General features: G+C 72.0%; 13 protein-coding genes and 1 tRNA gene. 3 read left to right on the top strand and 11 right to left on the bottom strand.

The window, feature by feature from the left end:
• Positions 1–45 precede the first annotated feature (45 nt).
• Entirely contained in the window at positions 46–810 is a 765-nt protein-coding gene (locus FIC82_RS11645; protein WP_154798654.1) for an SDR family oxidoreductase, read from the top strand.
• 62 nt (positions 811–872) lie between these two features.
• Here FIC82_RS11645 and FIC82_RS11640 read toward each other — a convergent pair whose 3' ends face one another.
• The 4 genes from FIC82_RS11640 to FIC82_RS11625 form a co-directional block, all read right to left on the bottom strand.
• A complete protein-coding gene (locus FIC82_RS11640) occupies positions 873–1,703 on the bottom strand; it encodes an SCO1664 family protein (protein ID WP_154800164.1) in 831 nt (276 codons plus the stop codon).
• Between the two features lie 41 nt (positions 1,704–1,744).
• Positions 1,745–2,296 carry a DUF3090 domain-containing protein gene (locus FIC82_RS11635; RefSeq protein WP_154798653.1) on the bottom strand — a complete coding sequence of 184 codons (552 nt, stop codon included), beginning with the start codon at positions 2,294–2,296 and terminating at the stop codon, positions 1,745–1,747.
• A 56-nt stretch (positions 2,297–2,352) separates the two neighbouring features.
• Positions 2,353–3,090, bottom strand: a complete 738-nt coding sequence (locus FIC82_RS11630; protein ID WP_154798652.1) for a histidine phosphatase family protein — start codon at positions 3,088–3,090, stop codon at positions 2,353–2,355.
• Between the two features lie 482 nt (positions 3,091–3,572).
• Positions 3,573–4,319: a group I intron-associated PD-(D/E)XK endonuclease gene (locus tag FIC82_RS11625; protein ID WP_154798651.1), complete on the bottom strand. Its 747-nt coding sequence runs from the start codon at positions 4,317–4,319 to the stop codon at positions 3,573–3,575.
• Positions 4,320–4,516: 197 nt separating this feature from the next.
• On the opposite strand from FIC82_RS11625, the gene FIC82_RS11620 reads away from it, so the two are divergent.
• Positions 4,517–5,611, top strand: coding sequence for a type I restriction enzyme HsdR N-terminal domain-containing protein (locus tag FIC82_RS11620; RefSeq protein ID WP_168731781.1), 1,095 nt, complete (start codon positions 4,517–4,519; stop codon positions 5,609–5,611).
• Positions 5,612–5,802: 191 nt separating this feature from the next.
• On the opposite strand, the gene FIC82_RS11615 is transcribed toward FIC82_RS11620, so the two are convergent.
• The 3 genes from FIC82_RS11615 to FIC82_RS11605 all read right to left on the bottom strand — a co-directional run bounded on the left by FIC82_RS11615 (position 5,803) and on the right by FIC82_RS11605 (position 8,013).
• Positions 5,803–5,876: transfer RNA gene (locus FIC82_RS11615), tRNA-Pro, on the bottom strand.
• An 83-nt stretch (positions 5,877–5,959) separates the two neighbouring features.
• Complete coding sequence (locus FIC82_RS11610) at positions 5,960–7,372, bottom strand: MFS transporter (protein WP_253691075.1); 1,413 nt, start codon at positions 7,370–7,372, stop codon at positions 5,960–5,962.
• Positions 7,369–8,013, bottom strand: coding sequence for a GntR family transcriptional regulator (locus FIC82_RS11605; RefSeq protein WP_154798650.1), 645 nt, complete (start codon positions 8,011–8,013; stop codon positions 7,369–7,371). The genes FIC82_RS11610 and FIC82_RS11605 overlap by 4 nt, the downstream gene beginning before the upstream one ends.
• 205 nt (positions 8,014–8,218) lie before the next feature.
• On the opposite strand from FIC82_RS11605, the gene FIC82_RS11600 reads away from it, so the two are divergent.
• Positions 8,219–9,376, top strand: coding sequence for a Fic family protein (locus tag FIC82_RS11600; protein ID WP_154798649.1), 1,158 nt, complete (start codon positions 8,219–8,221; stop codon positions 9,374–9,376).
• Between the two features lie 19 nt (positions 9,377–9,395).
• On the opposite strand, the gene FIC82_RS11595 is transcribed toward FIC82_RS11600, so the two are convergent.
• The 4 genes from FIC82_RS11595 to FIC82_RS11580 all read right to left on the bottom strand — a co-directional run bounded on the left by FIC82_RS11595 (position 9,396) and on the right by FIC82_RS11580 (position 12,802).
• Entirely contained in the window at positions 9,396–10,178 is a 783-nt protein-coding gene (locus FIC82_RS11595; protein WP_154798648.1) for a DUF899 family protein, read from the bottom strand.
• Positions 10,179–10,260: 82 nt separating this feature from the next.
• Complete coding sequence (locus FIC82_RS11590) at positions 10,261–10,803, bottom strand: putative immunity protein (protein ID WP_168731780.1); 543 nt, start codon at positions 10,801–10,803, stop codon at positions 10,261–10,263.
• 32 nt (positions 10,804–10,835) lie between these two features.
• Positions 10,836–11,927 carry a DNA glycosylase AlkZ-like family protein gene (locus FIC82_RS11585; protein ID WP_168731779.1) on the bottom strand — a complete coding sequence of 364 codons (1,092 nt, stop codon included), beginning with the start codon at positions 11,925–11,927 and terminating at the stop codon, positions 10,836–10,838.
• Positions 11,928–11,965: 38 nt separating this feature from the next.
• Complete coding sequence (locus FIC82_RS11580) at positions 11,966–12,802, bottom strand: alpha/beta fold hydrolase (RefSeq protein WP_154798647.1); 837 nt, start codon at positions 12,800–12,802, stop codon at positions 11,966–11,968.
• Between the last annotated feature and the right edge of the window lie 5 nt (positions 12,803–12,807).

Below are 12,807 nucleotides of genomic sequence, written 5' to 3'. Positions count from 1 at the left end.
CGACGGACTCTGCCGCGCCGCTCGCACCGCGCCGAGGATCGAGGCATGGACATCACGAACAGCACCGTCTTCATCCCCGGCGCGACGAGCGGTATCGGGCTGGCGCTCGCGGTCGCGCTCCACGAGCAGGGCAGCACCGTCGTCGTCGGCGGGCGCCGCACCGAACTGCTGGAGCAGATCGCGACCGAGCACCCCGGCCTCGACACCGTGCGCATCGACACGACCGACCCGGAGAGCATCGCGTCGGCCGCCAAGGAGGTGCTCGACCGCCACCCCGACCTCGACACCCTCGTCACGATGGCCGGCATCATGCGCGTCGAGGACTGGCACCACCCCGAGGGCTTCCTCGACACCGCCGAGGAGATCGTCACGACCAACGTGCTCGGCCCGATCCGCCTCATCGGCGCGTTCGTGGAGCACCTGCAGACCCGGCCGCACGCGACCATCGTCACGGTGTCGTCCGGGCTCGCGTTCGCGCCGCTCGCGGTCACGCCGACGTACGACGCGTCCAAGGCCGCGATCCACATGCTCAGCGAGGCGCTGCGGCTCCAGCTCGCGGACACGGACGTCGACGTCGTCGAGCTCGTCCCGCCTTCGGTGGCGACCGACCTCATGCCGGGCCAGCGCGAGAGCGCCTTCGCGATGCCGCTCGACGAGTTCGTCACCGAGGTCGTCGACCTGCTCCGCACGCAGCCGGACGCGCACGAGATCCTCGTCGAGCGCGTGAAGTTCCTCCGGTTCGGCGAGGCGCGCGGCGACTACGACGAGGTCGTGCGCGTGCTCAACGCGGCGGACCCGCACGGCCGCTGAGACGCGGGACGGCGGCCGCGCGGGGCTGGGTGTCTTGCCGCGGCGGCTTCGGACGCGGCGGGCTAGAACAACGGCCAGGGGACGGCGGGCATGTCGCCCTCGGGCGCGGGGAACCGTGCCGTGCTCAGCAGCCGGTCGCAGCGCTCGGCGAGGGCGCCCACCTCGTCGGGCGCGAGGAAGCCTCGGAGCCGGTGGCCGAGCTCGCCGTCGGTGCCGGACGTCGTGCCTGTACCCGTGGTGACGCCGACCCCGAGGCCCGCGCGCACGCGCTCGACGCCCGCAAGCTCGTCGTCGTCGAGGCTCTCACCGAGCCAGCCCCACAGCACCGTCCGCAGCTTGGGCTCGACGTGGAAGGTGACGCCGTGGTCGACGCCGAGGCGCCGCCCGTCGGGCAGCGGCAGCACGTGCCCGCCCTTGCGGTCGGCATTGTTCACCACCGCGTCGAACACCGCCATGCGCCGCAGCGCCGGGGTGTCCTCGTGGATCACGCTCACCGGACGGTCCTCGTCGTCGACACCCTCCAGCACCGTCCGCACGCCGACCTCCGGCACCTCGTCCGTCGGGACGACGTCGACCGGCGACTGCGCGCCGTCGACCTCCTGCCAGAGCTGCACCATGCCCGGACCCAGCGGTCCGTCGCGCAGCCACGTGCGCGGCACGATCCCCCAGCCGAGCGCCTCCGACACGAGGTACGCGGCGACCTCCCGCGACGCCAGCGTGCCGTCCGGAAAGTCCCACAGCGGCTTCTCGCCCGCCACCGGCTTGTACACGACCTCGACCTCGCCGATCCGGGCGAGAAACGTCGCGTTGGACGCGGCGCGGATGCGACCGACGACGTCGAGCGGCGTCGCGTCAGGCGGCGTCGTGTCGGGCGGCGTCGTGTCGGGCGGCATCACGTCGAGCGGCGTCGGGTCGACGTCGTCGTGCGGGGTCGTCACGCCTCGTCGGGCAGCACGCACTCGTGCCCGTCGGGGTCGACCGGTCCACCGCAGCGGGGGCAGGTGGGGCGGCCCGCGCGCACGACGGCGCGCGTGCGCTGCGCGAAGGCGCGCGCCGTCCCGACGGGCATCCGGACCAGGAGCGACTCGGCGGGCTCGGGCTCGTCCGCCTCGGGGTCCAGCTCCTCGTCGTCGTCCACGAGGGGGAACGCCTCGACGACGACCTGCGCCGTGCGCGGGTCCCAGGCCAGCCGCATCGACCCGGTGCGGAACTCCTCCTCGACGGGGAGGTCCAGCGGGTCGTCGTCGATGAGCTCGTCCGGCACGTCGGCGGGGACGCTGTACCGGTTGTCGGGCTGCTCCATCAGCTCGTCGAGCAGACGCTGGATGGTGTCGGCGAGGACGGCGGACTGCTCCTTCTCGAGCGCGACGCTCGTCGTGCGGGTGCCCGCGCGGGCCTGGAGGTAGAACGTGCGGGAGCCGGGCATACCGACCGTCCCCACGACGACGCGGTCGGGCCAGTCGTACTCGTGGACGAGAGTGGGCATGCGCCCACTCTACGAGCGGTCGCGCCCCTCGTGTCGAGCGGCCGCGGGTCGGACTCTCAAGACGCCCGCGGTTCGCTCGGGTCGTCGGGCTGGCTCTGGTCGTCGGGCTGTCCGTGCCCAGCACCACCCCCGACCGGCGCGTCACCGACCGGTGCGGCCGCGCGCAACCAGGAGAGGTCGCCGGCGTCGGTGTTGACGGCCACCACCTCCGGGCGGTGCGGGCCGTACCGGACGATCGAGATCGACGCAGGCCCGACGACGATGCGCTGGAACAGGTCCAGGTGCATCCCCAGCGCGTCCGCCAGCACAGACTTGATCACGTCTCCGTGCGAGACGGCCGCCCACACCGCGTCGACGCCGTAGCGCTCCGCGACCTCGGCGTCGTGCCGCCGGACGGCCTCGACGCTCCGGGCCTGCATCGCGGTCAGTGACTCCCCGCCCGGAAAGACGGCTGCCGACGGCTGCGCCTGCACGACGGACCACAACGGCTCCCGGGCGAGGTCCTTCAGCGCGCGGCCCTGCCACTGCCCGTAGTCGCACTCGGTGATACCCGGTTCGGTGACGGACTTCGGCGCGGCCGTCTGGCAGTCGAGCAGGGCCTGCGCGGTCTGTCGGCACCGCTCCAGCGGGCTCGTCACGACGCGAGCGAGCGGCACTCCCGCGACGCGCTCGGCGGTGCGGGCCGCCTGGTCGTGACCGACCGTGTCCAGCCGGACCCCGGCAGACCTCCCGGCGAGGATCCCCCCGACGTTCGCGGTGGTGCGGCCATGACGGACGAGGAGGACGGTCGGCATGCCCCGAGCGTAGGCGGGTCCGCCGGCTGAGGTGGGCGACGCGCGAGCGCGGCCCGGCCTCAGGCGACGATCGCCAGCACGATGACGGCCACGCCCAGGACGGCGTCGAGCGCGCAGCCGTTCAACCCACGGCTGGTGTGCGCCAGCTCGACGCTGAGCGCGCCGACTACTGACACTCCCCGTCGGGCGCGTCCGTCCGGAAGCATCGACGGCTGCGGCGCGTCAGAGCACCGCGGGTCTCGCTTCGACATGCCGCTTCGTGACGAACCGGCATGTGTCGTCGGGGAGCCGTCGCGGTCCCGCGACCGTCGTCGGTGACGGCCGCGCCCGACGCGCGTGCGGCGTCACGACGGCGGAGCCCTGCCACGGTCCTCGGACTCAACCGCGGCATACGCCAGCACCTCGAGCACCAGGTGCTCGACGCCTCTCCGTGTGAGCTCCTGCGCTCGGCGCCGTACGTCCGCGACTACTGATGCGCTTTATCATTTCTCGCTGTCGGACTCGGCATACATCGGCTCGACCCGATACCTCTCGTAAGCGCTGAGGTGGATCGCGTGCAGACCCCCGACGGCGACAGCGGGGATGAGGTAGGACGAACCGTCCGCGGCGATGACGAAGAAGTCATCGATCTCGTCCGGGTCGTAGGTCTTCCGACCACGGTCCCCCTTCGAGAGATAGGCCTTCCATGTCGCGCCGACTCGTACCGTCGTCGTCTTCACCTGCACTCGCCTAAGTCCCCCGTCAGTACCGACCAGCAGGTCGTAGCGGCATGGTTCGAGGGGCCACGAGACGGCACATCCACACAACGTGAACCACGCAGCGGCCAACAACGATCCCGCGCGACCGAGTTGGGAGCTGTCGGGGCGGAACCCGTTCGCCAGTGGAGCGGGCGCCGAGTCCATCAGGTGCGCGATGTCCAGACCCAGTCGGACGGCATGCCCCTTGACCAGCGCGACGTCCGTAGCGCCCCTCAGCCCCAGGGTCTCGATGACGTCCGACCAGGATTCCGCCGAGAGCACCGCGGCACGAAGCACGTCGTCGCTCCAGCGCCGCTGTCCGACGAAATGACTGTGGTCTGCACCGAGGCGATCCGCATGTGCCCGAACGGACCTCATCGCCGCCGACGATGTCGCGGCCATGCCTAACTCACGCAGGACCCCACGCCACGAGGTGGAGGCACGAATGGCGCCGACGAGCTGAGTGTCTGTGTACGTTCGCCCCCGGGTCACGCAACAAACCTAGTGAGATCCACCGACAGGCAGCCCACTCGTGCGCGCTCGGACCGCTGCCCTGGAGACCATGGACGGGACCGCGGACGCTAGCCCGATGCATCTTCACCCGCATTCCGGGACCGTGAGCTCTAGCCCGCGTGGTGGTCACGGGCTAGGCTCCGCGCAAAACCACGGCGGAATGCAAGGGGTGCACGGTGGAAATCAGTGAACGACTGGCGTCACTGGCGACGAAGGTCCGACAGCAGAAGGCGGCGATCCAGACCGAAGAGGCGACGAAGAACGCGTTCGTCATGCCCTTCATCTCACTCGTCCTGGGATACGACGTCTTCAACCCGAACGAGGTGATCCCCGAGTTCACTGCGGACGTCGGGACGAAGAAGGGCGAGAAGATCGACTACGCCATCGTCAAGGATCGCGAACTACAGATGCTGATCGAGGCCAAGACGGTGGGCTCGCCCTTGAACCTGAACCACGCCTCGCAGCTCTTCCGCTACTTCGCCACGACGAACGCGCGCATCGCCATCCTCACCAACGGGCAGCACTTCCACTTCTTCACCGACCTCGACAGACCGAACCGCATGGACGAGAAGCCGTTCCTGCAGCTCGACCTCCTCGATCTCGACGAGACTCTGATCCCCGAGGTCCAGAAGCTGACCAAGGATGCGTTCGACCTCGACTCGGTCGTGTCCGCAGCGGAGGAGCTCAAGTACATCGGCGCACTCAAACGCGCCCTGGCCGTCCAATTCCGCGAACCAGACGACGAGTGGATCAAGGCACTGACCAACCGGGTCTATGACGGGGCGTTTACCCAGAAGGTCAAGGAGCAGTTCCGCGTCCTGGTGGCGAAGGCGATGAAGCAGTTCCTGGCCGATCAGGTCAACGACCGCCTCAAGGCCGCCCTCGGTGGCCAGGCCTACCCAGACATGGGTACCTCGCCGCTGACTGGTGCCGAGGCCGCCGAGGAGAGCGTTGCCGAAGCGAAGCACGCCGACGAACGCGGGATCGAGACCACCCTCGAAGAGGTCGAGGGCTACCAGATCGTGCGCGCCATCGCATGCAGCGAAGTCTCGCCAACGCGGATCGTCCACCGCGACACGAAGAGCTACATGGGGGTGTTGCTCGACGACAACAACCGCAAGCCGATCGCCCGGCTCCACTTCAATACCGGGCAGAAGTACCTCGGACTCTTCGACGAGAACAAGGTGGAGACGCGGCACTCCATCACGACCCTCGACGAGATCTACGAGCACGCCGAGCACATCCGCAAGACCGTCCACAACTACCTCTGACCAGGACCGCGCCACTCGGGCTATCGGTACACGAGTGTTCGTCGGCAAGCTTCTCGCGCGACCACGATCCCCTTGAGGTCGACGTAAGCCAGCCCACACCCTCCCGAGAGCTGATCACACCGCAAACGACGAATGGCCGGACCTACGAAAACGTAGGTCCGGCCATTCGCATGTCCTGCGACATCACACTGTCGGGCTGACAGGATTTGAACCTGCGACCCCCTGACCCCCAGTCAGGTGCGCTACCAAGCTGCGCCACAGCCCGTGGCTGGAACACTGGGTCCACTCCATGTGGAGCTTAGAAGTCCATATGGAGTGCGGATCGGACCCCGTGAAGCCTCGGATACTCTACCCCATCCGCGACGTCTCCAGCGCACCGTTTGCCCCGGTCGGGGCTGTGCGGTCGGTCTCGCCGGGCACACCGGTGCCGGCGCCCTGCTCCCCCGTCGGCAGATGGGCGCGCCATGCGCTCGCGACGATCGCGAGGCACACGGCGGCGATGACCAGCCCGCCGAGGAACATCTGGGTGTACGTCCACCGCACCGACAGCGCCGCGAGCACGACCGGCACGCAGAACCCGACGTACGTCAGCGAGTAGTACACGGCCGTGAGCCCGGCGAGGTCGTCGGGCGTCGCGATGCGCTGGACCTCGCTCAGCCCGGCGACGAGCGCGAGCCCGTACCCGGCCCCGAGCACCGCAGCGGCGACGAGCGCCGTCGGGAGGTCGAGCCGCGCGGACGCGAGCGCACCGAGCCCCATCCCGACCACGACGATCGACATCGCCACGACGGATGCCCGCGCGCTGTGCCGGGTGTCGATGAGGCGCCCGAGCACCTGGATCCCGACGCCGCAGCCGAGCCCCAGCACGGTCATGAGCCCGGAGAACGCGATCGGCGCGCTCCCCGCGCTCGTCGACAGCAGCCCCGGCAGCACCGCGTACGCACTGCCGGCGCACCCGAACACCCACGGCGCGACCGGCACCACGACGCGCAGGAACCTCCGGTGCGCGACGGCCGGCACGCGCAGGTCGTCCCGCAGGCGCCCGCGCTCGCCACCGGCCGAGACGACACGCGTCTCCGGCACCCCGAGCACCCACACGCCCGCGACGGCCGCGAGCGCCGCGTGCAGCACGTACGCCGTGTGCGTGGGCCAGGGCGCCCACTGCGCGAGCACCGCCGCGACGCCCGCCCCGACGAGGAACCCCAGCGTGAGGGCGAGGCCCGCGCGGCGAGCGCCGGATCCGCCGTCAGGCACCCCGGACGCGACCGCCGCGGCGTCGGTGAGCTCCTTGACCCAGGTGGTGCCGACCGCCATCACGAGCCCGAGCGCGACGCCGCAGAGCACGCGGCCCGTCGCGAGCAGCGCCGCGGACGACTCCCCCGCCGCGAGCACGAGCGACCCGACGAGGGCGATCGGCGCGGCAGGCAGCAACAACGGCCGGCGCCCGTAACGGTCGGACAGCGGTCCGCCGAGCAGCAGCGCCGGGACGATGCCGAGCACGTACGCGGCGAGCAGCGCGTCGACCGTCACGGCCGAGAAGTGTCCAACCTCCCGATACATGACGAGCAGCGGCGTGAACTCGTTGCCGCCCCACGCGACGGCGAACATGACCGCCGCGACGGCCACCCAGGCACGTGGCCCGACGGCGGCCCCCGCTCCGTGCACGGACGCGGCCGTCTCGCCCTCGGTCGCCACCGAGGACGACGCAGAGGACGACGCGGACGTCGACGCCGAGGTGGACACGGGCGTCGCCGCGCTCACAGGCCCGCCCTCGCGTCCTCAAGGTGGCGCTGGATGCGGCGCTTGTAGGTGCGGGTGTCGCGCACCTCGAGCGCGTCGACGAGGGCGCGGTGCCCGGCGACGAACGTCTTCGCACGGCCCGGGTCCCACCGGACGCTGTGCGCGATCATGCGCTGCTGTCGTTCGCGCAGGCCCACGGAGAACGTCGTGAGGAGCGCGTTGCCGCCCGCCGCGACGATCTCCTGGTGGAAGCGCGCGTCGAGCGTCGCGTACTCCGCGACGTCGCCGTCCGCGACCGCCGCCTCCTGGGCGGTGACGAGGTCACGCAGGAGCGCGACGAGGGTGGCGAGCTCCGTGTCGGGCAGTCGGACCACGCTCTGCGCCGCGTGGGTCTCGACGAGCAGGCGCGCGTCGAGCACGTCGTCCGCCTCCCCCGGCGCGACGGGCACGACGAGCGCGCCCCGCTTCGGGTACAGGCGCAACAGCCCCTCGGTCTCCAGCCGCAGGAACGCCTCGCGCACAGGCGTACGGCTCATGCCGAGCCGCTCGGCGATCTCGCCCTCGCTCGTCATGGACCCGCCGGGCAGGCTGCCGTCCAGGACGAGGGACTTCACGTGCCGGTAGGCCTGCTCCGTGGCAGAACCGCTGGTCGTTCGAGGCATAGATACATGATGCATCTATCTGGTGCGCAACATCGACCGGAGTCGCACCGCACGCCCGTGGCGCTCGCCACATCCGCGCGGCAACCCTCAAGCGACGCTTCAGCACCATCCTTACTTACATTTTCGCCGAAACTGTAAGTAAGGTAGACCGCGTGGAGGCACGTGACGCACTCGACATCGCACCCGTCGCCCGCGAGACCCACTACTGGGTGGCCGAGAACGACTCCGTGCCCAGGTCGCCACCGGCTCGGGTCCGTACGAGTCGAGCGTCCCCGCCCCCATCGCGGACTACGCTCCCGCACTCTCTCCGCAGCAGTCCGCCGACGCCGAGGAGGCAGCGGCCGCCCTCGCACGCTTCGACTCGTACGCGAGCGCGACGCTCGGCCCGGAGAACCCCGCGCTCGGACCGATGGCATCGATCCTGCTGCGCACCGAGTCGGCCTCCTCGTCGCAGATCGAGAACCTGACCGTCGGTGCCAAGCAGCTCGCGCTCGCCGAGATCGACCAGACGACGAGCGCCAACGCACGCACCGTCGTCGCGAACGTGCGCGCCGTGCAGGCGGCGCTGGACCTCGCCGACAGGCTCGACGAGGACTCGATCCTCACGATGCACCGCGAGCTTCTCGAAGGGCAGCCCGGGTGGGAGCTCCACGCGGGCCGATACCGGAGCACCCTCGTCTGGGTCGGATCGTCGAGCATCAGCCCGCGGGGAGCGACGCACGTCGGGCCACAGCCCGCGCTGGTGCCCGCAGCCATGGCCGACCTCGTCGCCTTCATCCGCCGGGAAGACCTCCCCGTCCTGGTCCAGGCAGCCGTCGCGCACGCCCAGCTCGAGACGATCCACCCGTTCACGGACGGCAACGGACGCACCGGGCGGGCCCTCGTGCACGCCATGCTCCGCTCGAAGGGACTGACCCGGAACACGATCGCTCCGGTCTCCGCCGGTCTGCTCGTGGACACCGAGGCCTACTTCGACGCCCTGACCGCCTACCGCGCCGGGAACGCCTGGCCGATCGTGGAGCAGCTCACGCGTGCGAGCAGGTTCGCCGCGACCGCCGGCGCGCGGCTCGTCGACGACCTCGCGGCACAGGTCACCGACGCAAGGGACCGTCTCTCCGGTCTGCGCCCGCAGGCTTCCGCCTGGAAGGTCGTCCCGCACCTCGTCGCCCACCCGGTGGTCAACGCCACCTTCCTCCGCGACCACCTGGGCTTCCAGGACGTGACCGCGCAGCGCGCGCTGAGCCAGCTCACCGACGCGGGCGTCCTCCGAGAGCGCAGCGGCCTCCGACGGAACCGCGTGTGGCAGCACGACGGGATCCTCGCCGTCCTCGACGTCTTCGCGCAGGGGATCCGCCGTCGCTGAGCGCGCCCCAAGGCCCGCCTCAGTGGTGGTGCCCCGTCCGGCCGAGACTCTCCACCGGGGTCGCGCCCGGACGCGTCCACTGCGGCACCGGGCGCGTGGTCTCGCCCCAGGAGGCGACGCCGTCGGCGTCGGAGCGCCAGTACCAGCAGACGTCCCGACCCTCGGGCCAGCCATCGGGGTTGTCCTCCCACGCCTCGCCGCGTCCGTAGGGCGTCATGTCGAGCAGGGCGAAGTGGGGGCTCGTCGGCTCGTTGCCGCGTCCCGTCGACCGGTACGTGAGGAAGACGCGGTCGCCGTCGCGCAGGAAGCAGCTCACGTAGCCCATCTCTCCCCCGACCGGCTCCTCCAGCCCGTGGACCGAGTACCAGGGCTGGGTGTAGCTCATGAACTCGACGTAGGGCTCGACCTCCTCCCACCGGCCGATCGTGAGGATCGCGAAGGAGACGCCGCGCGCGTTGAGGTAGACGGCGTCCCGCAGGTGCCACGCCGTCCAGGTGCAGCCCTCGCACTGCCCCTGGTGCGGCGCGCCGTCGTGCCACATGTGCTGGTAGACCACGAGCTCGTCCCGGCCCTCGAACAGGTCGAGGAACGGCACCGGGCCGTCCGGGCCGACGACCTCGACCGACCCGTCGATCTCCACCATGGGCAGCCGGCGGCGCGCCGCCGCGATGGCGTCGCCCTCGTGGGTGTGCGCCTTCTCTCGCACGAGGAGCTCGTCCCGGGCGGCCTGCCAGGTCGCGAGGTCGACGACGGGCGGTCGTCCGGGCAGGGAGGCGGCCGGGCTGCTGGGCGTGGTCGTCATGGTGTCCTCCGCGTTGTCGGTGCCGACCGGCGCACGCCGCCCGACGAGGGTCATCCGCAACGACCCGCCGCGTGGGAGGAACTCATCGGCGCTCGCCGTCCCGGAGTGACGCGTCCAGCAGGCGGACCAGCTCGCCCACCCGGCCACCGCCGCCGGGCGCCGGCGGGTAGCGGCGCAGCACGTCCACGAGCGCGGACGTCGTGAACGACCGCGCCGCGACGAGTCGGGCGACGGCAGCAGACTCGTCCCCGCCCGCGGCGAGCTGCGCGGCGTGCGCCGCGTGGGCTGCCGAACCGAGGATGTGCTTCACCTGGTGGGCGTCGGCGATCGGGTGCAGGTACGCGGCACCCGCCGCCGCCATCGCGGCTCGCGCGGCCTCGGCGGCGTCCGGCTGCTCCGCCTCCTTGGCGGCCCGGAGCGCCGCCCACGCGGTGTCCCGCAAAGCCTTGCCCCGCGGGCCGCCACGGGCGAAGGCCCACGCCGCGTCGACCGCCTCGCGGGGACGGACGTCGTCCGGCCGCACCGCCTCGACGATCTCCAGCACCTGCTCCGCGCACCGGGCCGCGTACCCGGTGACCTCCCGCAGGTCGTCCGTGCTCAGCTCGATCCCGCCAGTCGTCGCCACCTGCCACTCCCTCCGCCGCCCTGCACGCTCCGTCACGCGGCGCGCAGGTCCCGCCCGAGCACACTACCCAGCCGTGCGACCGCCCCGGCGAGGGCGTCGTCGGGCGCGCGAACGCCGTCGAACCACGTGACGCGCACCTCCTCGCCCGCGAGCGCCCACGTCCCCGCGACGACCCCGCCAACGGTGACGACGGCCGCCCCGCGGCTCACCACGCCGCGGTGCGCCGGTGGCACGACGTTCGGGTCCGCGGTGCCGGGGCCGAGCACCCACTGGTCGAGCGCGGGAAGGAACAGCACCGCCTCCGACGCGCGCGTGCCCGCGAGCTCGTCGACGTGCTCGCGAAGCACGAGGGCGCGGTCGCCCTCGACGTCGACCTCGACGAGCGCGTCGTCGCGCAGCTCCGCCAGCCACCGGTTCAGGCGGGCACGGCCGGCGCCTAGTCCCTGCCCGAGCCAGTAGTGCACGTGCTCGGGCGTCGCGGGTCCGTACGTGCCAAGGTACGCGAGGATCGCGTGCCGGCCCGCGGCGTCGAGGTCGGGCCAGTCGACCCAGCGCGGGTTGGTGTCGAGGCGCTGGAACGTCGTGCGCCCGTCGCGCGCGGGCGCGAAGCTCATGTCGCCGAACCACGTGAGCGGCTTGAGCAGCGTGTCCGTCCCGTCGCCGAACGACGGTCGCAGGTGGGCGAACCGCGCGTGCGCCGCAACGGCGTCGCCCAGCGCGGACCGCGTGAGCGGGCCGTCCGCCAGGGCGTCGCGCACGACGGCGCGCAGGCCGGGCCAGTCCTCGGGCTCGAGCCGGTAGTACTCCCGCCAGCTCGCGCGCTCCCACATGCGGCCCGCCCAGCGCAGCGCCAGGTACGCGCCGCCGTCCTCGGGCGTGACGAGGTGCGTCGCCCCGCGGAACGCGTAGGTGCGCACGAGGCTCCCGTCCGCGAGCGCCCGCCCGACCTCGCCCGCCTCGGACGCGCGCTGCCGGACGCGGACCGCGAGCTCGGCCACGTCGTCGGAGGCCGCCGGGACGGCGCCCAGCCGCCCGACGACCCCCTCGGCCGGTTCGTCGCCGACCGGGTCGAGCAGGTGCCGCCGCGCGCGCCAAGCGAGGGCCTGCGCCCACGTGATCGCCACGTCCGCAGGCTAGCCCGGGGCGCCAACAGACGTGACTGTCAGACGACCGGGCCGGAGCCCTGGGCGATCTGGAGCACGCGGGAGACGCCCGGCTGGTCGGGGTCGTCGGTGATCTCGCGCCCGTCGAGCCAGCACTCGATGACGTGGGCCAGCTCGCCGGGGTGGCTGAAGTTCATGGCGTGGGCGGCGCCGTCGATCGCGACGATCGTCACGTGCGGGGGCGCGAGCGTGCCGACCTCACGCACGCGCCGGGGCGGTGGCATGAGCGGGTCCCGTGTGCCGACGACCCCGAGCGTCGGGACGGGCACGCGGACGATGCGCTCGAGCGACGGGAACCGGACGAGCTCGGCGAACAGGTGCAGCGCGTTGACGGCACCGAAGCGGGCGTAGTCGGGCACGGCGATGCGCGCCATGCGCGGGCTCTCCCGGCCGGCGTCGCGCGCGAGCTGGGTGAGCGCGCGCGCGAACGGCTGGTTGTGCACGCCTCCGGCCGGGGACGCGAGCACGATGCCCGCGACGCGCTCGGGTGCGGCGTGCGCGACCTCGAGGCCGATCGGGCCGCCCATCGAGTTGCCGACGAGGATCACCCGGTCGAGCTCGAGCGCGTCGAGCAGCGAGAGCAGCGCCCAGGCGAGCGAGGGGATCCCGAGGGTGTGCCCCCACCGCTCGCTGCGCCCGTAGCCGGGCAGGTCCGGCACGACGGCGGTCGCGCGGTGCGCGAGGCGTTCCGCGGTCGGGAGGAGGTACGTGCCGGAGACGGCGAAGCCGTGCACGTGGACGATCGGGACGGCGCCCGGCACGTCCGGCCCGATCCGCACGAAGACGTCGTGCCCGTCCACGTCGACGTGGCGAGAACGCCACCCGTCAGCAGCCATAGGCC

This window comes from Cellulosimicrobium protaetiae, from assembly GCF_009708005.2.
GTDB classification, from domain to species: domain Bacteria; phylum Actinomycetota; class Actinomycetes; order Actinomycetales; family Cellulomonadaceae; genus Cellulosimicrobium; species Cellulosimicrobium protaetiae.
The sequence above is the reverse complement of the archived record's forward strand: the minus strand, read 5'-3'. Positions and strand labels throughout refer to the sequence as shown.